Annotated in this window: 21 protein-coding genes; 13 read left to right on the top strand and 8 right to left on the bottom strand. The window is 54.3% G+C overall.

Annotated elements, in window-relative coordinates; translation table 11 throughout:
• Window positions 1-110 precede the first annotated feature (110 nt).
• Both AAIE03_RS18720 and metB read right to left on the bottom strand, forming a co-directional pair.
• Window positions 111-2546 (bottom strand): bifunctional aspartate kinase/homoserine dehydrogenase II, encoded by a 2436-nt coding sequence (locus tag AAIE03_RS18720; RefSeq protein ID WP_015699320.1) that lies wholly within the window; start codon window positions 2544-2546, stop codon window positions 111-113.
• A 2-nt stretch (window positions 2547-2548) separates the two neighbouring features.
• On the bottom strand, window positions 2549-3709 hold the full coding sequence (gene metB / locus AAIE03_RS18715; protein WP_013027686.1) for a cystathionine gamma-synthase: 1161 nt from the start codon (window positions 3707-3709) through the stop codon (window positions 2549-2551).
• A 271-nt stretch (window positions 3710-3980) separates the two neighbouring features.
• Here metB and metJ point away from each other — a divergent pair, with 271 nt between their 5' ends.
• Complete coding sequence (metJ, locus tag AAIE03_RS18710; RefSeq protein WP_013027687.1) at window positions 3981-4298, top strand: met regulon transcriptional regulator MetJ; 318 nt, start codon at window positions 3981-3983, stop codon at window positions 4296-4298.
• A gap of 72 nt (window positions 4299-4370) precedes the next feature.
• Here metJ and rpmE read toward each other — a convergent pair whose 3' ends face one another.
• Window positions 4371-4586: a 50S ribosomal protein L31 gene (gene rpmE / locus AAIE03_RS18705; protein WP_006121308.1), complete on the bottom strand. Its 216-nt coding sequence runs from the start codon at window positions 4584-4586 to the stop codon at window positions 4371-4373.
• Window positions 4587-4811: 225 nt separating this feature from the next.
• Between rpmE and priA the strand changes: the two genes are divergently transcribed.
• The 6 genes from priA (at window position 4812) to rraA (ending at window position 11939) form a co-directional block, all read left to right on the top strand.
• Window positions 4812-7007 (top strand): primosomal protein N', encoded by a 2196-nt coding sequence (priA, locus tag AAIE03_RS18700; protein WP_112900664.1) that lies wholly within the window; start codon window positions 4812-4814, stop codon window positions 7005-7007.
• 164 nt (window positions 7008-7171) lie between these two features.
• The gene (cytR, locus tag AAIE03_RS18695) at window positions 7172-8209 is read left to right on the top strand and encodes a DNA-binding transcriptional regulator CytR (protein ID WP_014604768.1); all 1038 of its coding nucleotides are present in this window, start codon (window positions 7172-7174) and stop codon (window positions 8207-8209) included.
• A 153-nt stretch (window positions 8210-8362) separates the two neighbouring features.
• Entirely contained in the window at window positions 8363-9325 is a 963-nt protein-coding gene (gene ftsN, locus AAIE03_RS18690; RefSeq protein WP_498563131.1) for a cell division protein FtsN, read from the top strand.
• 88 nt (window positions 9326-9413) lie between these two features.
• A complete protein-coding gene (gene hslV, locus AAIE03_RS18685; RefSeq protein WP_024471414.1) occupies window positions 9414-9944 on the top strand; it encodes an ATP-dependent protease subunit HslV in 531 nt (176 codons plus the stop codon).
• A gap of 10 nt (window positions 9945-9954) precedes the next feature.
• Window positions 9955-11292 (top strand): ATP-dependent protease ATPase subunit HslU, encoded by a 1338-nt coding sequence (gene hslU / locus AAIE03_RS18680; protein WP_013027692.1) that lies wholly within the window; start codon window positions 9955-9957, stop codon window positions 11290-11292.
• A 161-nt stretch (window positions 11293-11453) separates the two neighbouring features.
• Complete coding sequence (rraA, locus tag AAIE03_RS18675; RefSeq protein ID WP_013027693.1) at window positions 11454-11939, top strand: ribonuclease E activity regulator RraA; 486 nt, start codon at window positions 11454-11456, stop codon at window positions 11937-11939.
• Window positions 11940-11992: 53 nt separating this feature from the next.
• Here rraA and zapB read toward each other — a convergent pair whose 3' ends face one another.
• Window positions 11993-12232, bottom strand: coding sequence for a cell division protein ZapB (gene zapB / locus AAIE03_RS18670; protein ID WP_014594885.1), 240 nt, complete (start codon window positions 12230-12232; stop codon window positions 11993-11995).
• Window positions 12233-12649: 417 nt separating this feature from the next.
• Here zapB and AAIE03_RS18665 point away from each other — a divergent pair, with 417 nt between their 5' ends.
• The 3 genes from AAIE03_RS18665 (at window position 12650) to glpX (ending at window position 16145) form a co-directional block, all read left to right on the top strand.
• Complete coding sequence (locus AAIE03_RS18665) at window positions 12650-13498, top strand: MIP/aquaporin family protein (protein ID WP_013027695.1); 849 nt, start codon at window positions 12650-12652, stop codon at window positions 13496-13498.
• A gap of 30 nt (window positions 13499-13528) precedes the next feature.
• Complete coding sequence (gene glpK / locus AAIE03_RS18660; RefSeq protein WP_014594886.1) at window positions 13529-15040, top strand: glycerol kinase GlpK; 1512 nt, start codon at window positions 13529-13531, stop codon at window positions 15038-15040.
• Window positions 15041-15134: 94 nt separating this feature from the next.
• The gene (gene glpX / locus AAIE03_RS18655; protein ID WP_014604766.1) at window positions 15135-16145 is read left to right on the top strand and encodes a class II fructose-bisphosphatase; all 1011 of its coding nucleotides are present in this window, start codon (window positions 15135-15137) and stop codon (window positions 16143-16145) included.
• On the opposite strand, the gene emrD is transcribed toward glpX, so the two are convergent.
• Window positions 16135-17328 carry a multidrug efflux MFS transporter EmrD gene (gene emrD / locus AAIE03_RS18650; protein ID WP_019105403.1) on the bottom strand — a complete coding sequence of 398 codons (1194 nt, stop codon included), beginning with the start codon at window positions 17326-17328 and terminating at the stop codon, window positions 16135-16137. The genes glpX and emrD overlap by 11 nt on opposite strands.
• Window positions 17329-17599: 271 nt before the next feature.
• Here emrD and fpr point away from each other — a divergent pair, with 271 nt between their 5' ends.
• Window positions 17600-18346 (top strand): ferredoxin--NADP(+) reductase, encoded by a 747-nt coding sequence (gene fpr / locus AAIE03_RS18645; protein WP_013027699.1) that lies wholly within the window; start codon window positions 17600-17602, stop codon window positions 18344-18346.
• Here fpr and AAIE03_RS18640 read toward each other — a convergent pair.
• The gene (locus AAIE03_RS18640) at window positions 18337-18771 is read right to left on the bottom strand and encodes a DUF805 domain-containing protein (RefSeq protein WP_013027700.1); all 435 of its coding nucleotides are present in this window, start codon (window positions 18769-18771) and stop codon (window positions 18337-18339) included. The two genes, fpr and AAIE03_RS18640, sit on opposite strands and share 10 nt — an antisense overlap.
• A 97-nt stretch (window positions 18772-18868) precedes the next feature.
• Between AAIE03_RS18640 and AAIE03_RS18635 the strand changes: the two genes are divergently transcribed.
• Window positions 18869-19459 (top strand): DUF1454 family protein, encoded by a 591-nt coding sequence (locus AAIE03_RS18635; protein ID WP_014604764.1) that lies wholly within the window; start codon window positions 18869-18871, stop codon window positions 19457-19459.
• A 120-nt stretch (window positions 19460-19579) separates the two neighbouring features.
• Window positions 19580-20347, top strand: a complete 768-nt coding sequence (gene tpiA, locus AAIE03_RS18630) for a triose-phosphate isomerase (RefSeq protein ID WP_029570786.1) — start codon at window positions 19580-19582, stop codon at window positions 20345-20347.
• A 31-nt stretch (window positions 20348-20378) separates the two neighbouring features.
• Here the strand turns inward: tpiA and AAIE03_RS18625 are convergent, their stop codons facing one another.
• The gene (locus AAIE03_RS18625) at window positions 20379-21152 is read right to left on the bottom strand and encodes a CDP-diacylglycerol diphosphatase (protein WP_041458036.1); all 774 of its coding nucleotides are present in this window, start codon (window positions 21150-21152) and stop codon (window positions 20379-20381) included.
• A 108-nt stretch (window positions 21153-21260) separates the two neighbouring features.
• A complete protein-coding gene (locus tag AAIE03_RS18620; protein ID WP_015699313.1) occupies window positions 21261-22250 on the bottom strand; it encodes a sulfate ABC transporter substrate-binding protein in 990 nt (329 codons plus the stop codon).
• Window positions 22251-22393: the final 143 nt, after the last annotated feature.

The raw sequence follows: 22393 nt of genomic DNA, 5'->3' as shown, positions 1-22393 counted from the left end.
AACTGATAAATCATCCCAGGAAGTGACAAATATTCAGTCGATGTGAAAGGGCTTTTTATATGAGGATGTTAGGGCAGGACAGGCGCCGAAGCGCCTGGAGAAAAGCAACGTCAGAGGAGTCGGGCAAGGCGATTAATATCAGACTGGATAGCGCCGGCGGTAACGTCCCGGCCTGCACCAGGTCCGCGGATCACCAGCGGATTATCGCGATACCAACGGCTGTCGATGGCAAACACGTTGTCACAAGGCAGTAAGGCGGCCAGAGGATGCTCCGGACGTACCGCTTCGACGCCAACACGTGCTTTGCCGTTAGCATCGAAGCGCGCAACATAGCGCAGCACCAGCCCCATCTCCTGCGCGGCTTCAAGCCGTTGCAGCATCTGCTCATTAAGCTCGTCGCCATTCTCGAAAAAGTGATCTATTGATTCATCTTCGCAGCTCTGCGGCACCAGCGACTCGACGCGCACCTGATCCGGCTCGATGTTATAGCCTGCTTCACGTGCCAGAATCACCAGTTTGCGCATCACGTCCTGACCCGACAGATCGACGCGAGGATCCGGTTCCGTCAATCCCTGCTGCCACGCCTGATCCACCAGCTCGGTAAAGGGCACCGTGCCATCAAATTGCAGAAACAGCCAGGACAGCGTTCCGGAGAAAATACCGCTGATCGACAAAATCGTGTCGCCGCTTTCCCGTAAATCGCGCACCGTATGGTTTATCGGCAGACCTGCGCCCACGGTGGCGTTATACAACCAGTGGCGGCCGGTTTTTTCAAAGGCATCCCGAATCTCGCGCCAGGTTTGCGTATCCGATGCTCCCGCCACTTTATTGGCGCTGATGACATGAAACCCATGGCTGGCAAAATCAAGATATTGCTGTGCCAGCGGCTTACTGGCCGTCACATCCAGCACAACCAGATCATCGTAAGGGTGCGCGCGCATCCACAGAAACAGCGACTCTTCATCGCGCGCTTCCGCTTCATCGTCAAAGAATGCCAGTGCGCGACTGGCGTCCAGACCTTCATAGCTCAGCAGGCTGCGTTGGCTGTCCACCACGCCCGCTAGCACAAACTCGAAACCGGTGCGCGCCGACAACGTTTCCTGCTCGCGGGCAAACAACTCCAGCCAGCGAGAACCGATGTTGCCCTTGCCAAACAACATCAGGCCAATGCGCTTTTCTGCCCGAAACAGGGAACTGTGCAACCCCTGAATGAGATGCTGAGTAGGGCCAACGCGCAGCACCGCAACCACGCTAATGTGCTCTGGCGACTGGCTGATAAATTCGACCGGCTGATCTTTTAGCTGCTGCCAGAAACGGTGCGTGTGCAACGGGTTGCGCGTGACGCCAGCGCCAACCAGCGCGACCAGCGCTAAACCTTCACGTAACTGCAAATGTCCAGGTAAGCCGGCGTCCTGCAATAAAGTAAAGGCACTGTTCACCACTTCAGAGGTGTAGCACAGTTGCAGCAGCTGACGATCGGGATGAATGCCCATCGCCAGCGGACGCATCTGCGCGCGCGTCAGCAGCTGGTCGATCTCTTTTTGAAACAGCGTAAAATCGTGCTGCTCAGGAAGTTGGATCTCTACCAGGCACACGTCGTCGTGGCTGGTGACGATGCGGGCGCCCGTACCGGACGCGAGGACGCGCTCGATACGGGTAGAGCCCTGTTCCGGCTGATAGCTGCAGCGTAACTGCAAATCAATATCGCTGCCCGAGACCGGCTGTAAGGTGCGGGTATGCAGTACCGGGGCTGCCAGACGCGCCAGCTCACTGGCCTCATCCAGGCGCAGCAAGGGCAGCAGACAGGCATCAGAGACTTTGCGGGGATCGGCACTGTAAACGCCCGCCACATCGCTCCAGATCGTCACACGTCCCACACCTGCCAGCGCACCAATCTGCGTGGCAGAGTAGTCAGAACCGTTACGCCCCAGCAGTACCGTTTCGCCCGCGTCATTGCCGCAGATAAAGCCAGTTACCACGATGCGTTTATGCGGATGCTGGGCCAGCAGCGTTTGTAACAACGGCCAGGATTTGCCTTCATCTACCTGCGGCTGGGCGGCCCGTTCCGCGCGCAGAAAATCGCGTGCATCCAGCCAGCAGGCATGAAGATCCTGCTGGTTCAGCACCGCTGACATTAAACGTGCAGACCAGATCTCACCATGGCCCACCACTTCCGCATAGACCGCTTCTGTGACGTCACCATCCAGTAACGCCGCCAGTTTTTCGAGGTCGCGAATAAAGGCAGTAATTAAGGGTTCGGCTATTTCGGCAGGTAACAGTGCACTGATGAGCTCACTCTGATAGCGACGTAATGTCTGCTGCACCTGATGTGCGGACAGTCGGTCGCTCTGGCTCAGCTTCAGCCAGCTAATCAGCTGATTGGTCGTCGAGCCCGCGGCCGATACGACCATCATGTCACCTGGCTGGCTGTAATCCGCCATAATGCTGGCGACACGCTGGTAGCAGCGTGCATCTGCAAGGCTGCTGCCACCAAACTTGTGGAGCTGTCTGTTGTTTGGCGTTCCTGCGCCAGCTGAACTCGTCATCATCAATCCTCGGCTGCGATCCGGAATGCATTATCCAAATCGGCAATTAAATCTTCGTGGTCTTCAATACCTACTGAAATACGTAGCAATGTTTCAGAGATGCCTGCTGCGGCCCGGGCCTCTGCAGACATACCTGCATGGGTCATGGTCGCCGTGTGTGAAATCAAGCTTTCAACGCCGCCCAACGACTCCGCCAACGTGAACAACTCAAGCGCTTTAAGGAAACGGCGCAACCGGGCTTCATCGCCGTCCAGCTCAAAACTGAGCATGGCACCGAATCCACGCTGCTGGCGTGCAGCGAATTCATGTCCCGCGTTTTCCGGCAGTGAAGGATGATACAACGTTTTCACCAGCGGCTGTTGCTTGAGATAATCAACAATGGCTAACGCATTACGTTGCGCAGCGGCCATACGTGGGCCCAGCGTGCGCATTCCGCGCAGCAGCAGATAGCTGTCAAAAGCGGAGCCGGTGACCCCAATATTATTGGCCCACCAGGCTAAATCGGTCGCCGCCTGCGGATCTTTAGCAATCACGGCACCGGCTACCACGTCAGAGTGGCCATTCAGGTATTTGGTACAGGAGTGAATCACCAGATCCGCACCCAGTGCCAGAGGATTTTGCAGTGCCGGACTCATAAAGGTGTTGTCCACGACGCTGACGGCGCCCGCCGCACGCGCCGCTGCGCAAATGGCGGCGATATCCACCACGCGCAATAGCGGGTTACTGGGGCTTTCAACCAGCACCAGTTTAGGCTTCTCATCCAGTGCCGCCTGCAGCGCAGCTTTATCACCCTGATCGACAAACTTCACCCGGTAAGCGCCCCGCTTACTCAGACTGTCGAACAGCCGATAGCTGCCGCCATAACAGTCGTGCGGCGCAACCAGCAGATCGCCAGGCTTCAGGAACACGGTTGTCACCAGATGAATCGCGGACATGCCGGTATTGGTTAGCACCGCTCCCGCTCCGCCTTCCAGCTCTGCCAGGGCACGCTGCACCACATCACGCGTGGGGTTACCACGACGGGAATAGTCATGCGCACGGGGCTCATTGAAATCATGGAAGTTATAGGTGCTGGAAAGGTGGATGGGCGGGACAACGCAGCCGTATTGCTCGTCGTCATTCAAACCGCTGCGCACTGCGATGGTTGCCTGTTTACGCGTCATAGGGCTAACTGTTCCTGAAGTATGAAATAATTTGCCAACAGGATATCATCTTGCTTTTAGACGTCAATACATCTGGACATCCAAATGTCTTTGCGTATAGATTGAGCATCGTCGCAATAACCGCTAAAATTATGCGCCCATACCTGGCGTTCAACTCCATTAGCACTGTGCGTTGAACGAAGAAACCCGCCAGAGAAGGGGTCAGGTAGAAGAAAATCAGGCATAATCGGCTGATTTCGTAACTTTTAACTTTTATTGATTAAGGTATCCCATGGCTGAATGGAACGGCGAATATATCAGCCCGTACGCTGAGCACGGCAAAAAGAGCGAACAGGTTAAAAAAATCACGGTATCAATTCCGTTAAGCGTGCTGAAAATTCTGACAGACGAACGGACACGTCGTCAGGTTAACAACCTGCGCCACGCGACAAACAGTGAACTCCTGTGCGAAGCCTTCTTGCATGCTTTTACCGGACAACCGTTACCTAATGATGTCGACCTGCGTAAAGAACGTAACGACGAAATACCGGAAGCCGCGAAAAAAATTATGCGTGACATGGGCATCGACCCGGATACCTGGGAATACTGATTTTCAGACATAAAAAAACCCAGCCTGAGCTGGGTTTTTCTTGCCGCCGAACAGATGTTCGAATGCCGTTTCTTATTTTTTGGTGCCTGGCACGCTGAAACGCTTGTTGAAGCGGTCAACGCGGCCACCAGTTGCAACTTCACGCTGCTTACCGGTGTAGAACGGGTGGCACTTACCACAAACGTCCAGGTTCAGTTCGTGAGTCAGCGTAGAGCGAGTGTGAATCACGTTACCGCAAGTACAGTTGATGGTAACTGCTTCGTATTTTGGGTGAATACCTTGTTTCATGGGAAACCTCATATAAGGCCGTGTCGCTCTCCGCGCCAGGACGTGAACCTGCGCAGCACCACACGCGATTGAACATTAATGGTGAACTCCGGCAAGGTCTTTCTTACCGAAGGCGGCATATTATACAGGCTAATGTTTAATGCTGCAAATGTCGCCTGAGATACACGCCGTGTGCGTCAGCGTGTACACTAACCGCCCTGCTAGATGAACCGGAAAGAGACTGTTATGCCCGTTGTTCAGGTTGCCCTGCCCGTTCCCCTTCCTCGCCTGTTTGACTACCTGCCTCCTGTCGGCGTGCAGCCGGTCATTGGCGGTCGGGTGATCGTGCCTTTTGGTAACCGAAAAATGACCGGTATCGTGGTGGCATTACCTGACACCAGCGACCTGCCCGCGACCCAGCTCAAACAGGTGATATCGGTACTGGACAGCGAGTCGCTCTTTCCCCCGTCTCTGTGGCGCATTCTCCACTGGGCGGCGAACTACTATCATTCACCTCTCGGCGAGGTACTGAGCCATGCGCTACCGGTGCTGCTCAGACAAGGTAAACCTGCCCAGGATAATCCCTTATGGCGTTGGGAAATTACCGAGCAGGGCCGGGCTACTGCCCCCGAGAGCCTGAAGCGGGCCCCCAAACAGCAGCAAGGGCTTGCAACGCTGCGACAGCGGCCGCTTTATCGTCATGAAGTCACTGAGCACGATCTCACCGATGCTGCCATGCAGGCGCTGCGTGCCAAAGGGTTATGCGAATTACATGAGCATCAGCCACACAGGCATGACTGGCGCAGCAGCTTCGCGGTCAAAGGTGAACGCCTGCGCCTCAATACCGATCAGGCGACGGCAGTCGGGGCGATGCGCAGTGAAGATGAGCATTATGCGGCCTGGCTACTGGCGGGAATTACCGGCTCAGGCAAGACTGAAGTTTATCTCAGCGTGCTGGAAAACGTCCTGGCCAGAGGAAAACAGGCCCTGGTGCTGGTGCCGGAAATCGGCCTGACGCCACAAACCATTGCCCGTTTCCGCGAACGTTTTGATGCGCCGGTTGATGTGCTGCACTCAGCGCTGAATGACAGCGAACGCCTTTCTGTCTGGCTACGGGCGCGCAGAGGAGAGAATGCCATCATCATCGGCACTCGCTCGGCCCTGTTTACCCCTATGGCGCGTCCGGGCGTCATTATTATCGACGAAGAGCACGACAGTTCTTATAAGCAGCAGGAAGGCTGGCGCTATCAGGCTCGCGATCTGGCCGTGTTTCGCGCCCATGAAGAGAATATTCCTGTCATCATGGGTTCCGCGACACCGGCGCTGGAAAGCCTGCACAACGTGCGTAACGGCAAATACCGTCAGCTCGACCTGATGAAACGCGCCGGTAACGCTAAACCCGCTCTGCAGCAGCTAATCGATTTGAAAGGCGTACAGCTGACTGGCGGCCTGGCACCTGCCCTGATCTTCAAAATGCGCCAGCATCTGAAAGCAGATAACCAGGTGTTGCTGTTCCTGAACCGCCGTGGTTTTTCACCTGCGCTGCTCTGCCACGACTGCGGCTGGATTGCCGAATGCCAGCGCTGCGATCGCTATTACACTCTGCATCAACATCATCGTCAGTTGCGCTGCCACCATTGTGACAGCCAGCGACCGCTGCCCAACCAGTGTCCACAATGTGGTTCAACTCACCTGTTACCGGTGGGCGTAGGAACGGAACAGCTTGAACAGCAGCTGGGCACGTTATTTCCCGGTGTGCCGGTCTCGCGCATCGACCGGGATACCACCAGCCGCAAAGGCGCGCTGGAGCAGCATCTGGCGGATGTCCATCGCGGCGGCGCGCGTATTCTTGTGGGAACCCAGATGCTGGCAAAAGGGCATCATTTTCCTGATGTGACGCTGGTGTCACTGCTGGACGTCGACGGTGCCTTGTTTTCCGCTGACTTCCGTGCCGCAGAACGCTTCGCTCAGCTTTATACTCAGGTTGCGGGCCGCGCCGGTCGGGCCGGTAAGCAAGGCGAAGTCTTGCTGCAAACACACCATCCTGAGCATCCGCTTCTGCAAACGCTGCTCCACCAGGGCTACTTCGCTTTTGCCCAGCAAACGCTGTTGGAGCGCCAGTCGGTTTTTCTCCCTCCGTGGACACATCATGCGCTGTTTCGTGCGGAGGACATGGACAACAATCAGGCTGCAGAATTTCTGCAACAGCTGCGTAATATGCTGGAAGCCAGCCCGCTTAACGACACGGCAATGTGGTTCATGGGGCCACTGCCTGCCCTGCAGCCAAAGCGGAGCGGTCGCTGGCGCTGGCAGTTGCTGGTGCAGCATCCGTCACGCAAACGTCTGCAACAGCTGCTGAGTAGTTCGTTACCGCTGACTGGCACTTTACCGGCCTCACGCAAGGTAAAGTGGACGCTGGACGTGGATCCTACCGAAAGCTAGGCCCGGGCAGGTTGTGAGAGGGATCGAAAAACGTCGCATAAGTCACAATTTTTATGCAAATTAAGTAACGGCCCGGCATCGCAATCGATAACAATGGTGCCTGGCCTGTTTTTACCTCAGACAATACGAACGTTGAATGCGCGATTACGCATCAGGAGCATGTGTTGGATCAGAATCAACCGTCGGCTGCCGCCACGATGAAAGACGTCGCAGAAAAAGCCGGCGTCTCGACCGCTACCGTGTCGCGTGCACTCATGAATCCGGAAAAAGTCTCTTCGGCCACGCGTCAGAAAGTCGAACAGGCCGTGGCTGACGTCGGCTATGCCGCCCAGAGCATGTCCCGCCATGCCAGGCGCAATGACACGCAGACGCTGCTGCTGATCGTCCCCAATATCTGCGATCCCTTCTTCAGTGAAATTATCCGTGGCGTTGAAGTCGCCGCCTCAAAGGCTGGTTATCTGGTGCTTATCGGCGACTGCGCACACCAAAAACCGCAGGAGTGGACGTTTTTAAACCTGATGCTGACCCGGCAGATCGATGGCATCGTGCTGCTGGGCGCCCAGTTACCCTTTGATGTGAGTCCTGAAGAGCAGCGCAATCTTCCGCCGATGGTGATGGCGATTGAGTTCTCGCCAGAAATGTCGTTGCCCACCGTCAATATCGATAACCTGACGGCCTCGTTTGTCGCGGTCAATCACCTGCTGCAGTTGGGTCATAAACGCATTGCCTGCCTGACCGGACCGGAAGACGTTGCACTGTGCCAGTACCGCCTTCAGGGTTATGTGCAGGCCTTACGTCGCAGCGGCATCAGCGTGGATCCCACTTATATCGTTCGGGGTGACTTCACCTTTGAATCCGGCGTTGATGCCATAAATCAGCTATTGGCTTTACCACAGCCGCCACGAGCCCTGTTTTGTCATAGCGATATCATGGCCATCGGCGCTATCAGCCAGGCAAAACGATTGGGCCTGCGCATACCGGAAGACCTGTCGGTTGTGGGGTTCGACGATATCGAACTCTCGCGTTACTGCGAGCCGCCGCTCACCACGGTGAAACAGCCCTGTTTTGAGATAGGTTGCGAAGCCGTGCGGCTGTTACTGAATGAATTACAGGGTAATAGCATTCATAACGGTTCAACGCTGCTGGATGCCGAACTGGTGGTGCGTGGTAGCACAACTTTGGCAAAAAAGGATGAGAGATAAGCGAAAAGTTCCGCTATTTTCAGGGGATTCTTAGGGCTATCATTGCTGGTCAAAGTTCCGGCCCTTAAGTAACATGGCGGGCTCCTTGCCGGGCGTGTGGTAACAACGGATTCGCCTACGTGGCATCATATTTTCAAGGGTATCAGGACGAGAGTGGCACAAAAAGATTATGTAGGCCGCGGGCGTTCAACAGGGACGCGTCGCAAGAAAAGCCCAAGCCGTGGCAAAAAAACAAAAAGCGGTTCAGGCACCTCTAAATTAATGATTGTACTGGCGGTTGCTGTATTGGTGACCTTTGCCGGTGGTTTATGGTTCCTGGCGCACCACAAGAAAGAAGACGTGCCGGTTATTACGGATCATAAAGCCAACGGGAATGGCTTACCGCCAAAGCCTGAAGAACGCTGGAAATACATCAAAGAGCTGGAAAACCGTCAGGTCACTGTGCCGACCCCAAGCGAGCCTACCTCCGGTGGCGAAGTGCAGTCACATACGCAACTGACCGATGAGCAACGCCAGCTGCTTGAGCAAATGCAGGCGGATATGCGTCAGCAACCCACCCAATTAAATGAAGTGCCGTGGAACGAGCAGACGCCAGCTCAACGCCAGCAAACGCTGCAGCATCAGCAGCAGGTACAGCAACTTCAGCGACAGCAACAGCTCCAGCAACAGCAACAGCAACAGCAACAGCAATTGCAGTCGCAGCAACGTCAGCAGCAGGCACAACAGCAGCAGCAACGTCAGCAACAAATACAGCAGCAGCGTCAGGAGCAACATACTCAGCAACAGCAGAGTGTGCAGCAGACACAACCCGCGCCTGTTACGCGTGAACCTACTGCTCAGCCTAAAACACAGGACACCGCCAAAGCGAAACCGGCTGAAAAAGCAGCCTCGCAACGCTGGATGGTTCAGTGTGGCTCGTTTAAGGGAACAGAGCAGGCTGAATCGGTGCGCGCCGCGCTGGCGTTTGAAGGGTTTGAAAGCCGTCTGACCTCCGGCGGCGGATGGAATCGTGTCGTGGTAGGGCCCTTCAAAGACCGCGCCAGCGCAGACAGCACGCTGAAACGTCTGCGCGCTTCAGGACATTCCGGCTGCATTCCGCTCGCCGTTGGGGGTTGAAACCCGTCAAATCTGCCCCATATCTGTCTGCATGATCCTCCGCGCCCTGGGCGCGGAGCTTTTTTCCGACAGTAAAAGGGGTCTGCCCGTGACAACAATAGTAAGTGTTCGACGCAACGGCCAGGTAGTGATTGGCGGCGATGGCCAGGCTACGCTCGGTAATACCGTAATGAAAGGCAACGTCAAAAAAGTGCGTCGTCTTTACAACGATAAAGTGATTGCTGGCTTTGCTGGCGGCACTGCAGATGCCTTTACCCTGTTTGAACTCTTCGAACGCAAACTTGAAATGCATCAGGGCCATTTGGTGAAAGCGGCCGTTGAGCTGGCGAAAGACTGGCGCACCGACAGAATGTTACGCCGCCTGGAAGCGCTGCTGGCGGTGGCGGACGAATCGGCATCGCTGATCATTAGCGGTAATGGTGACGTCATCCAGCCTGAAAACGACCTTATTGCTATCGGTTCTGGCGGTCCCTATGCCCAGGCCGCTGCCCGTGCCCTGTTAGAAAATTCTGAATTGGGTGCGCGCGACATCGTTGAGAAATCGCTGAATATCGCTGGCGATATTTGCATCTACACCAACCACAACGTTAATTTCGAAGAATTAACGTCCAAGTCGTAAGGATCTAAACATGTCTGAGATGACTCCACGCGAAATCGTCAGCGAGCTGAACCGCTTTATTATTGGCCAGGACAGCGCTAAGCGCGCCGTGGCTATTGCCCTGCGTAACCGCTGGCGCCGTATGCAGCTTGACGAAGAGCTGCGTCACGAAGTGACCCCTAAAAATATTCTCATGATCGGCCCAACCGGTGTGGGTAAAACAGAAATTGCTCGCCGTCTGGCAAAACTGGCCAACGCGCCGTTCATCAAAGTTGAAGCCACCAAGTTCACCGAAGTGGGCTATGTCGGCAAAGAAGTCGACTCCATTATTCGTGACCTGACGGACTCCGCGATCAAAATGGTGCGCAGCCAGGCCATTGAGAAGAACAAATATCGCGCAGAAGAAATGGCGGAAGAGCGCATTCTTGATGTGCTTATCCCACCGGCGAAAAATAACTGGGGACAGGCTGAACAAACCAGCGAGCCTTCATCTGCACGTCAGTCTTTCCGCAAGAAGCTGCGTGAAGGCCAGCTCGACGATAAAGAAATTGAGATCGATTTAGCCGCAACAGGCCCTGGCGTTGAAATCATGGCACCGCCGGGCATGGAAGAGATGACCAGCCAGCTGCAGTCCATGTTCCAGAACCTGGGCGGGCAGAAACAGAAACCGCGCAAGCTGAAAATCAAAGAAGCCTTTAAGCTGTTGATTGAAGAAGAAGCCGCCAAGCTGGTGAATCCGGAAGAGCTGAAGCAGGATGCCATTGATGCGGTAGAACAGCACGGCATCGTGTTCATCGATGAGATAGACAAAATCTGTAAGCGCGGCGGACAAAACGCGGGCGGCCCGGACGTCTCACGCGAAGGCGTTCAGCGCGACCTGCTGCCACTGGTAGAAGGCTGCACCGTGTCGACCAAGCACGGCATGGTCAAGACTGACCATATTCTGTTTATCGCCTCAGGTGCGTTCCAGGTTGCCAGCCCGTCCGATTTGATTCCTGAGCTGCAGGGTCGTTTACCGATCCGTGTTGAACTCCAGGCCCTGACGGTGAATGATTTCGAGCGCATCCTGACCGAACCTAATGCTTCAGTCACAGTGCAGTACAAAGCGCTGATGAATACCGAAGGCGTGAACATTCACTTTACTGACGATGGTATTCGTCGCATCGCGGAAGCCGCATGGCAGGTCAACGAAACTACTGAAAACATCGGTGCGCGTCGCTTGCATACCGTGCTGGAACGTCTGATGGAAGATATTTCCTATGATGCCAGCGATCGGAGCGGTGAATCCGTCACCATTGATGCCGAATATGTGGGTAAACATCTGGATGAGCTGGTTGCAGACGAAGACCTGAGCCGCTTCATCCTGTAACGTTCACCTGTCTATGTGCTGTATCAAAGCCCGGCCAGTTTGGCTGGGCTTTTTTCTGCATGCGCTTGATGCGGTACCGGTTTTTAACCGCTGATGATTTTGCCAACAATTGGCATAAAGCGATATACTTAGCGCTCCTGTGGCAAACAGACGAAACCCTTATGAAATACGATACTTCTGAACTCTGCGACATCTACCACGAAGAAGTGAACGTTGTTGAACCGCTTTTCTCAAATTTCGGTGGGCGGACCTCATTCGGCGGTCAGATAACCACAGTGAAATGTTTTGAAGACAACGGGCTGCTTTACGATCTGCTGGAAGAGAACGGTCGTGGCCGCGTGTTGCTGATTGATGGCGGTGGCTCAGTACGCCGCGCTTTGGTTGATGCGCAGCTTGCCCGACTGGCAGCGCAGAATGAGTGGGAAGGCATCGTGGTTTACGGTTCGGTACGTCAGGTAGACGAACTGGAAGAACTGGAAATCGGCATTCAGGCTATCGCCGCTATTCCGGCAGGCGCGGCCGGTGAAGGCATTGGCGAGAGCGATGTGCGCGTGAATTTCGGCGGCGTCACCTTCTTCTCTGGCGACCATCTCTATGCGGATAACACCGGTATGATTTTATCGGAAGATCCGCTCGACATTGAATAATGTCAGCAAACGAAAACGGGTGCCAGGCACCCGTTTTTCGCATTAGTTGAGGCTTATACCTCTTCCATTTTTCCCAACAGCGCACGCAGGCGTTCTTGCCAGACATGCTGCTCCTCTTTCAGATGCTGATTTTCGCGCATCAGTGCTTCATGGTTGCCAGCAGCATTCTGCGCGTCGTGACGCAGGTTGTTGTTCTGCTCTTTCAGCTCTTCAATTTCCATTTGCAGCAGGGTGATAGTATCAATCGCCTGCTGTACTTTTGCTTCCAGTTTCTCAAACACTTCAAATGACATCTTTCTGACCTCTCCTAAAATCTTGCAAGGCGTTGATGATGCCAGCTTTCGCACACAAGGCGTTTACCAGCAACGTTGCCCCGATTGTATGTAGCCTCATCACGCAAGTCCAGCAACGCGGGCCTGCAGACCGCCGTCAGTAACATTTTTCAGCCTATCCCTAAAATGTTCCTTTCCCACCTGTTTGCGTAGCGAAGCCGGTATCACGCGGAGGAAAACGGCCCGAATGGCGCTTAAGGAAAATCAAAACACGCGAAAACGCGCATTTTTTTGACACACTACACAAAAATCGATTTCGCTATTTCTCGTTTATGCTCGTTAACGATAAATTAACAACAGCCCTACATCAAAGATGGGTGACTCACGGAATGAGAACAAAAACTGATAAAATTTAACCTCGCTTCAGGAACAACTATCATGAGTCAGACTACAACCACACTCAAAGGTCAGTGTATTGCCGAATTTCTGGGTACCGGTTTGATCCTGTTTTTTGGCGCGGGTTGCGTTGCCGCGCTTAAGCTGGCTGGTGCCACTTTTGGCCAATGGGAAATCTGTATCGTCTGGGGGCTGGCCGTTTCTATGGCGGTCTACCTCAGCGCAGGTGTGTCAGGTGCCCATCTCAACCCGGCAGTGACTGTCGCACTCTGCCTGTTCGCCAATTTCGAAGGCCGTAAAGTCCTCCCTTATATTCTGTCTCAGGTAGCCGGTGCTTTCTGTGGCGCGGCGCTGGTCTACGGACTTTACTACAGCTTGTTTATCAATTTCGAACAAAGTCATAACATGGTACGGGGTTCAGTTGAAAGCCTGAGCCTGGCGGGCATTTTTTCTACCTACCCGAATCCGCAAATTAGCGTAGGTCAGGCCTTCCTGGTTGAAATGGTGATCACTGCAGTCCTGATGTCCGTGATTATGGCACTGACCGACGATGGCAATGGCGTCCCGCGTGGCCCGATGGCACCGCTGCTGATTGGCCTGCTGGTTGCCGTTATTGGTGGCTCTATGGGCCCATTGACCGGCTTTGCCCTGAACCCGGCACGTGACTTCGGACCGAAAGTCTTCGAGTGGCTGGCTGGCTGGGGCACCGTTGCCTTCACTGGCGGTCATCAGATTCCGTATTTCCTTGTGCCAATTTTTGGCCCACTGGTCGGTGCTTGCCTGGGAGCCTTTGGTTATCGCGCCCTGATTGGCCGCCATTTACCCGGTGCGGTGATTTCCCCACCGACCAGTGACAAACCGATTGCGTCCGCGCATGAACGTAAAGCGTAAGTTCCACTTTTTATCATCAGGAATGAATTTATGACTACCACCGATAAAAAATACATCGTCGCTCTCGATCAGGGCACAACCAGTTCACGTGCTGTGGTGCTGGATCACGACGCTAACATTGTGGCGGTATCGCAACGCGAATTTACCCAAATCTATCCGAAAGCGGGCTGGGTAGAGCATGACCCAATGGATATCTGGGCATCACAGAGTTCTACGCTGGTTGAAGTGCTGGCACATGCTGATATTCGCTCCGATGAAATCGCGGCGATTGGGATTACTAACCAGCGTGAAACCGCGATCGTCTGGGATAAAGAAACCGGTAAGCCGGTTTATAACGCCATTGTCTGGCAGGATCCCCGTACTGCTGACTACTGTAATAAGCTGAAGAAAGAGGGACTGGAAGAGTATATCCAGCACACCACCGGTCTGGTGATTAACCCTTACTTTTCTGGCACCAAAGTTAAGTGGATCCTGGATAACGTAGAAGGCGCGCGCGAGCGTGCAAAACGTGGCGAACTGCTGTTTGGTACAGTCGACACCTGGCTGGTGTGGAAAATGACCCAGGGGCGCGTGCACATCACCGATTACACCAACGCCTCACGTACCATGCTGTTCAACATCCACAAGCTTGAGTGGGATGAGCGCATGCTGGAAATCCTGGATATCCCGCGTGCGATGCTGCCAGAAGTAAAATCTTCGTCTGAAGTGTATGGTCAGACAAACATTGGTGGTAAAGGCGGTACGCGTATTCCTATCGCGGGTATCGCAGGCGACCAGCAGGCTGCGCTTTATGGTCAACTGTGCGTTCAGCCGGGTATGGCGAAAAACACCTACGGCACCGGCTGCTTTATGCTGATGAACACCGGTACCGAAGCCGTCACCTCAACGCACGGCCTGCTGACCACTATCGCCTGCGGGCCACGTGGTGAAGTCAACTATGCACTGGAAGGGGCGGTCTTTATCGGCGGCGCGGCCATTCAGTGGTTACGCGATGAGATGAAGCTGATCAGCGATTCGGCTGACTCAGAATACTTCGCGATGAAAGTGAAAGATTCAAACGGTGTATATATGGTTCCTGCCTTTACTGGCCTGGGTGCACCTTACTGGGATCCCTATGCACGTGGCGCGCTGTTCGGCCTGACACGTGGTGCGAATGCGAACCACATCATCCGTGCAACGCTGGAGTCCATCGCTTATCAAACGCGTGATGTCCTGGAAGCCATGCAGAATGATGCCAACACGCGCCTGCAGGCTCTGCGTGTGGACGGAGGAGCAGTGGCTAACAACTTCCTGATGCAGTTCCAGTCAGACATTCTTGGCACACGCGTTGAGCGACCTGAAGTGCGTGAAGTCACTGCGCTGGGTGCCGCGTACCTGGCAGGTCTGGCGGTAGGTTTCTGGCAGGATCTGGAAGAAGTCCGTGCCAAAGCCGTGATTGAGCGCGAATTCCGTCCAACACTTGAAACCACCGAGCGTAACGTCCGTTATGCCGGCTGGAAGAAAGCTGTCGCGCGCGCGCAAGCGTGGGAAGAACAAGAGTAATCCGCACTGCGCCCGTGACGTCCTCCGTCACGGGCCTTTTCCCCGCCTTCTCCCTCCGCTACACTGCCAGCCTGTTTTTTGTCAGGTACATGCAATGAAACGAGAACTTGCCATTGAATTTTCCCGCGTAACTGAGGCTGCCGCACTGGCTGGTTATAAGTGGTTAGGGCGCGGCGATAAAAACGCGGCGGACGGTGCCGCCGTTCATGCCATGCGTCATGTCTTAAATACCATTCAGATCGATGGACAGATAGTGATCGGCGAAGGGGAAATTGACGAAGCCCCTATGCTCTACATCGGCGAAAAAGTGGGCACGGGTCAGGGCGACGCGGTGGATATTGCCGTCGATCCTATTGAAGGTACCCGCATGACGGCAATGGGACAGGCCAATGCGCTTGCCGTGATGGCCGTCGGTGACAAAGGCAGTTTTCTTCATGCGCCTGACATGTATATGGAGAAGCTTATCGTCGGTCCGGCGGCGCGGGGCCATATCAATCTGGATCTCCCGCTTGAGATTAACCTGCGTAATATCGCCATCGCCATGAATAAGCCGTTGTCACAACTCACCGTGTCCATTCTGTCAAAGCCGCGCCATGACGCCGTTATCGAGCAGCTTAAACAGCTGGGCGTAAGACTATTCGCGTTCCCTGATGGCGATGTGGCGGCCTCCATTCTTACCTGTATGCCCGACAGCGAAGTTGACGTGATGTACGGTATTGGCGGCGCGCCTGAAGGCGTGGTATCGGCCGCTGTGATTCGTGCGCTGGACGGTGATATGCAGGGCAGATTACTGGCACGACATCACGTAAAAGGTGACAGCGAAGAGAACCGCCGGATTGGGGAATATGAGCTGAAACGCTGCGCTGGCATGGGGATTGAGGCAGGAAAAGTTCTGCCCCTGCAGGCGATGGCGCGAAACGATAACGTGATCTTTGCCGCCACCGGTATCACCAGTGGTGATCTGCTGAAAGGCATCACCCGTCAGGGCAATATGGCCACCAGTGAAACCCTGTTAATTCGCGGCAAATCACGCACGATTCGCCGCATCCAGTCTGTGCATTACCTGGACCGCAAAGATCCGGTTTTGCATCCCTTTATCCTGTAACAGCCTGATTCTCGCCTGCAGGCTGTCGCGAAAGCGGCAGCCAGCACAGCAACATCACCAGAGCCGTGATAACCATCAGCAGGCCAAGGCTGAACTGATCGCGCTGGGGCATTAACGCCGACAGGGACGCCACCAGCCCGGAACCCAAATTCTGTAACCCCCCAATCAGTGCGCCCGCACTTCCTGCGAGCCAGGCATAGGGCTCCATCGCACCTGATGTGGCCAGGGGAAACAGCATTCCCGCGCCAAAGAAAAACAGCGACGCCGGTATCAATAACGTCCAGATTGTCATGATGCCAAACCAGGCAGGTATCCACATCAACACCGCCGCCAGCAGGCAACTGTTGACGCCAAACCACATTAGGCTATGCCAGGAGCGCTGCTCACGTCCGGCGAACCAGGCACCAAAGAAGGCTGCAGGAATAGGTAAGATAAACAAAATACTGACAGTGAAACTGTTCAGGCCCAGAACGCCACCGAGCAGCACGCCACAGCTGGCCTCAAAGACGGCAATGCCGGCCAGTGCGCCAATCAGCAGCACCAGATAACGGACGAAATTCGCATCACGTAACAGCCGGATATAGCGTTTTAAGAAGGGCGTGACTTCGGCACCGTTCGGGCGCGTCTCCGGTAGCCAGCGCGCCATGGCGACCGTCACCATCAGACACAGCAACAGCAGAAAAGCAAAGCAGGCATGCCAGCCAAACAGCTGCGTTAACAGTGCGCCAATCACCGGTGCCACTAAAGGGCTGGCGAGCACGCCCATATTAAGCCAGCTGTTGGCCTGGCGTAGGGCATGACCGTGATAAAGATCGCGCGGCATGGTTCGCGCCATGACACCGGCCACGCCGGTGCCCGCGCCCTGAATCGCACTGCCCGTGACCAGCATATCCAGCGACGAGGCCATCATGGCGGCAATCGCGCCGATCATAAAGATCGCCATCCCCGCCAGGATCACCGGACGGCGCCCCACGCTGTCAGAGAGCGGACCGTAGATCAGCTGCGATCCGCCGTAGGTGATTAAATAGGCCGCCATGACATGCTGCATCATGCCATTTCGCACCTGAAGTGCATCCGCCATTGCCGCCATGGCGGGCACATAGATGGTCTGAGCCATCTGCCCGACTGCGACCAGTGCAATGAGCATGATCAGCAACGGACGATTTTCTATTTTCTTCATCATCTTTTAACGAAAGGTCTGTATGAACAGGGACGATTAAACAGCACAAATAACGGCTGAAACCCGTTGTGGCAGGAAAATATCAGGATTTCATGACAAAGCGAGTGATTCATAAAAAGTGGCGGGGCAATTCACGTCAATAATTGCAACCAGGATGTAAACTAAATATTACAGTTTGTCGATTAGAGCCTTTGCAGCCTGACGGACTGGTAATCTGCCAGTGCAGTAGAGAAGATGTTTATTCGCCAGACGATTCAACGCTGAAGGAGTAACCATGGCCGAGTGGATCAATGCTCAAGTAAAGGAAGTAAAAAACTGGACTGACGCGCTGTTTAGCTTGCGGGTTAAGGCCCCTATCGCCCCGTTTAGTGCCGGGCAGTACGCCAAGCTGGCACTGGAGATCGAAGGTGAACGAGTGCAACGTGCTTACTCTTACGTCAATGCGCCCAATGACGACCTGCTTGAGTTTTACTTAGTCACCGTACCCGACGGCAAATTGAGTCCACACTTACAGGCGCTGCGCCCCGGTGAGCAGGTCATGATTACCAAAGATGCTGCAGGCTTTTTTATTCTGGATGAAGTCCCGGAATGTCAGACCTTATGGATGCTGGCAACCGGTACGGCAGTGGGGCCTTATTTGTCCATTTTGCAGCAGGGTGAAGGCCTGGATCGCTTTAAACATATCGTACTGGTGCATGCCGCACGTTACGCAGCCGACCTCAGCTTTTTACCGCTAATGCAGCAGCTCCAGCAGATCTATAACGGCAAGCTGCAGGTGATCACGGTCGTCAGTCGTGAAGAAAGTATGGGCTCATTAACCGGACGTGTTCCGGCATTAATCGAAAGTGGCGAGCTGGAGCGTGCGGCCGGATTGACTATTGATGCAGAAACCAGCCATGTGATGGTCTGCGGCAATCCACAGATGGTACGAGATACGCAGCAGCTGTTGAAAGAGACACGCGGCATGCGCAAGCACCTGAAGCGCAAGCCCGGTCATATCACCAGCGAGAATTACTGGTAAGTCGCCCGCTTCAGACGTAAAGGCACCGGTGCGGCACCAAAGCGGTTATCGCCAGCGGTGCCACGAAACAGGCCTAAGTCCAGGATCAGTCCTGCCAGAATGATAAATGGCAGCGCGCGGCCAATAACCCACTGCAGGACAGCGCCGGTCATGCTCCAGTTACCTGCCATCAGCAACCAGGCAGCGATGAGTAACAGCGCCCAGTAACCGCGGCGATCACGATCGTGCAGGCGCTTAACCACGATGGCGCTGGCCGGCCACAATAAACACACGATGCCAAACGCAGCCATTTGCGTATCCACCAGATCGTTACCGGCTAAAAAGAACAGGACGCTGGTTAACAGCAACCAGATTGCCTGCCAGAGCCAGAAATCACGGCGCCCGACGCGACCACGAAACGAAAAAAACCATTGCTGTAATATCATGCATGCTCCCCAGACAAAATTTTACCTGCACGCTTTTGACCTTAGAGGTAAAAACCGTTCTAATTTGATTCCGAGTTTATTGGTCAGGGCCGACAAAATGAAGAATTTGCCAGGCGCACTGTTGCTGAGTCTTGCGCTGACGGTTCCGGTATTTGCTGCCGATCCGCCGCCACTCGACAAGGCCGAACATATGCCTACCGCGCCCTATCTGTTAACAGGCGCTCCCACGCTGGATATGACTATCGGCCAGTTTCGTGAAAAATATAATCTCGCGAACCCTCAACTGCCGCTGCTGGAGTATCGCGCCATTGACTCCCGCGATGAGAAAACCGATCTGACGCGGGCAGCCACCAAGATCAACGAAACGCTTTACTCCTCGACCGCGCTTGAGCCTGGCACAGGTAAAATTAAAACGCTGCAGGTCACCTGGCTTCCGGTTCCGGGCCCGGATCAAAGTGCGTCCCAGGCCAGAGCCATGGATTATATGACCGCAATATTACGTTTTTTTGTGCCGGGACTCACGCCAGAAGAAGGGCGTAAAAAGCTGGAAACATTACTTAAAGCGGGCAAAGGCTCACGATACTACGAGCACGTTGAAGGCGCACTGCGTTTTGTGGTGTCTGATAACGGGGATAAAGGATTAACCTTTGCCATTGAGCCGGTAAAACTTGCGCTGGCTGCGCCCTGATGGACGGGGCAAAAATGACGAAAAGCAAAGCCACGACGTTATTTGATCTCTATACTGTCTGGCAGACAACGTTGCCCCGGGGCAGCGCCATTTCATGTATCGCGTTATGCGGAGGATAGAATGCGACATCCACTGGTTATGGGTAACTGGAAGTTGAATGGCAGCAAGCATATGACAGCCGAACTGATCGACGGTCTGCGCAAAGAACTGTCGGGCGTTGAGGGTTGTGGCATCGCTATTGCACCGCCCGCGCTCTATCTTGATCAGGCTAAACACGCCATCTCCGGTAGCCACATCGCTCTGGGTGCTCAAAACGTTGATGTAAACCTCTCTGGCGCATTTACCGGCGAAGTGTCCGCTGAAATGCTGAAAGATATCGGCGCGAAATACATCATCATTGGTCACTCAGAACGTCGCACTTATCACAAAGAGAGTGACGAGTTCATTGCGAAAAAATATGCCGTGTTGAAAACTGCTGGCCTGGTGCCGGTTCTGTGCATCGGTGAAACTGAAGCGGAAAACGAAGCGGGCAAAACCGAAGAAGTGTGTGCACGCCAGCTTGATGCGGTGCTGACCACTCAGGGTGCAGAAGCGTTCAAAGATGCGATCATCGCTTACGAGCCGGTATGGGCGATCGGTACCGGGAAGTCAGCCACACCTGCTCAGGCGCAGGCAGTTCACAAATTTATTCGTGACCACATTGCCAAAAAAGATGCGGCTATCGCTGAGCAAGTGATTATTCAGTACGGCGGCTCAGTTAACGATAAAAACGCTGCCGAGCTGTTTACTCAGCCGGACATCGACGGTGCCCTGGTTGGCGGCGCGTCGCTGAAAGCCGATGCGTTTGCCGTGATCGTTAAAGCTGCTGCGGCGGCTAAACAACGCTAACCGGCGATTGAGCACAGCATAAGCGGCCTCATCAGGCCGCTTTTTTTATGGGTTGCAGCAGGGCGCAGTCGTGATCCTGCACCTCCTCTGCCGATCCCTTATTCAGCAAAAGCCAGTTGCGCGCTACCGCCATCAGCACCAGACGGCCATCGGGTAAGCTTGCCAGTGCCATACCGTATTTCCCCATCGCATTCTTAGCATCAGGGACTTCAGACGCTAACCGGATAAAGACACTCTGTTGATCCAGTTCCGCCTGACTGAGCACCCGCACAATATAGTGATGGTTCAGAAAGGTAACATCCTTCCACTGCGCATTGAGAGTCGGTGCCAGTCCATCCAGTTGCTGGCGGACATCGGGCCGTAAGCAGGAAATATGAATATGGAGCTGATTCTGAGTTCGGCCGTACTCGGAGTTGATCGCCAGCGACAGCACGGTGTCTTTAATGGGCGAGCCGAATTTCTGCGCCACTACGCCTCTGTCATGCCAGGCAAAGCTGAAAAAATTGGGTGTGGCTGTGCTGAGCAACCGCGGGCTTTCGATGCCGGTTATCTTATCAACGGGAATTAACAGGTATTGCAAGGGACCGTTACGGTCTTTGAGCAGTGTATAACGCTGCTGCAGATCAACTCGCAGGCAAGGCGCAGGTTGCCCGTTATTCTGCTGATTGGGTACGCACTTTTCGCTGACGATCTGCCAAAGCGCATCGGCATTGCCTTTAACATGAAGGGAAGCTATCCCCATTCCTGCCACGACAAGCACCAGCAGAAACGCAATGATGATGAAAGCCCGACGATTTGCCTGCATAGTTACCCTCTCCATACTGAACCAGTCAGCATCCTCGCCTGACAGCGCCGGAATGTCACGCATAAAAAAACCAGCGTTTCCGCTGGTTTAGATTGTGTCAGGCGATCGTTACGGCTTCATGACCTGGTCATAGGTGCCGCCATCCGCGAAGTGGGTTTTTTGTGCCTTAGCCCAACCGCCGAATTTCTCGTCCACAGTAAACAATTTTACAGGGGCAAAGGTGCTGGCAAACTTCTTCGCAACCTCAGCATTGCGCGGACGATAGTAATTCTCGGCTGCAATCGTCTGTCCCTCGGTCGAATAGAGATACTTCAGATAGGCCTCAGCCACTGGGCGCGTTCCCTTCTCATCAACCACTTTATCCACCACGGAAACCGTCGGCTCTGCCAGAATAGACTCGCTTGGAGTAACGATCTCAAACTTGTCTTTGCCCAGCTTATTCACGGCCAGGTACGCCTCATTTTCCCAGGCGATCAGAACATCACCAATGCCGCGCTCAACGAAGGTGTTGGTCGCACCGCGCGCACCGGAATCCTGCACTTCAACATTTTTAAACAGGGCTTTGACATAGCTTAGCGCTTTTGCCTGATCGCCGTTGTTGTGATCCAACGCCCAGCCCCAGGCTGCCAGGTAATTCCAGCGTGCACCACCTGAGGTTTTTGGATTAGGCGTGATGACGGAAACGCCAGGTTTGATCAGATCATTCCAGTCATGGATCCCTTTTGGATTACCCTTGCGGACCAGGAACACAATCGTGGAAGTGTAAGGTGCCGAGTTATCCGGCAGACGCTTAATCCAGTTCTTATCAATGCGGCCACGTTCAGCAATCGCATCAATATCAGACTGCAGCGCCAGCGTCACGACGTCAGCACGAATGCCGTTTATCACTGATGTGGCCTGCTTGCCTGAGCCGCCATGCGACTGACGGATCACCACATTATCGCCCGTTTCCTGTTTATAGTGCGCACTGAAGGCCTTATTGTACTGCTCATACAGCTCACGGGTGGGATCGTAAGAAACGTTTAACAGCTGAATATCCTTCGCCAGAACACTGCCTGATGCCAGTAACAAGCTAATACCGATGGCCCATTTATTCATTGCGCACTCTCCCAGTTCATTATGGGACAAGCGTGACATAAACTTTTTCAGAGCTAAAAGAATTAAAAATAAGCGGTTATAACTTTGGGGAATATACGGAAGGTATAAGGGCATGCCTGAAGCGCATGCCCGTTAATGCGGTG

The sequence above is a fragment of the Pantoea sp. Ae19-2 genome (genome assembly GCF_059801205.1).
Note: the sequence above shows the minus strand (reverse complement) of the source record. Positions and strands in the feature narration are given on the sequence as shown.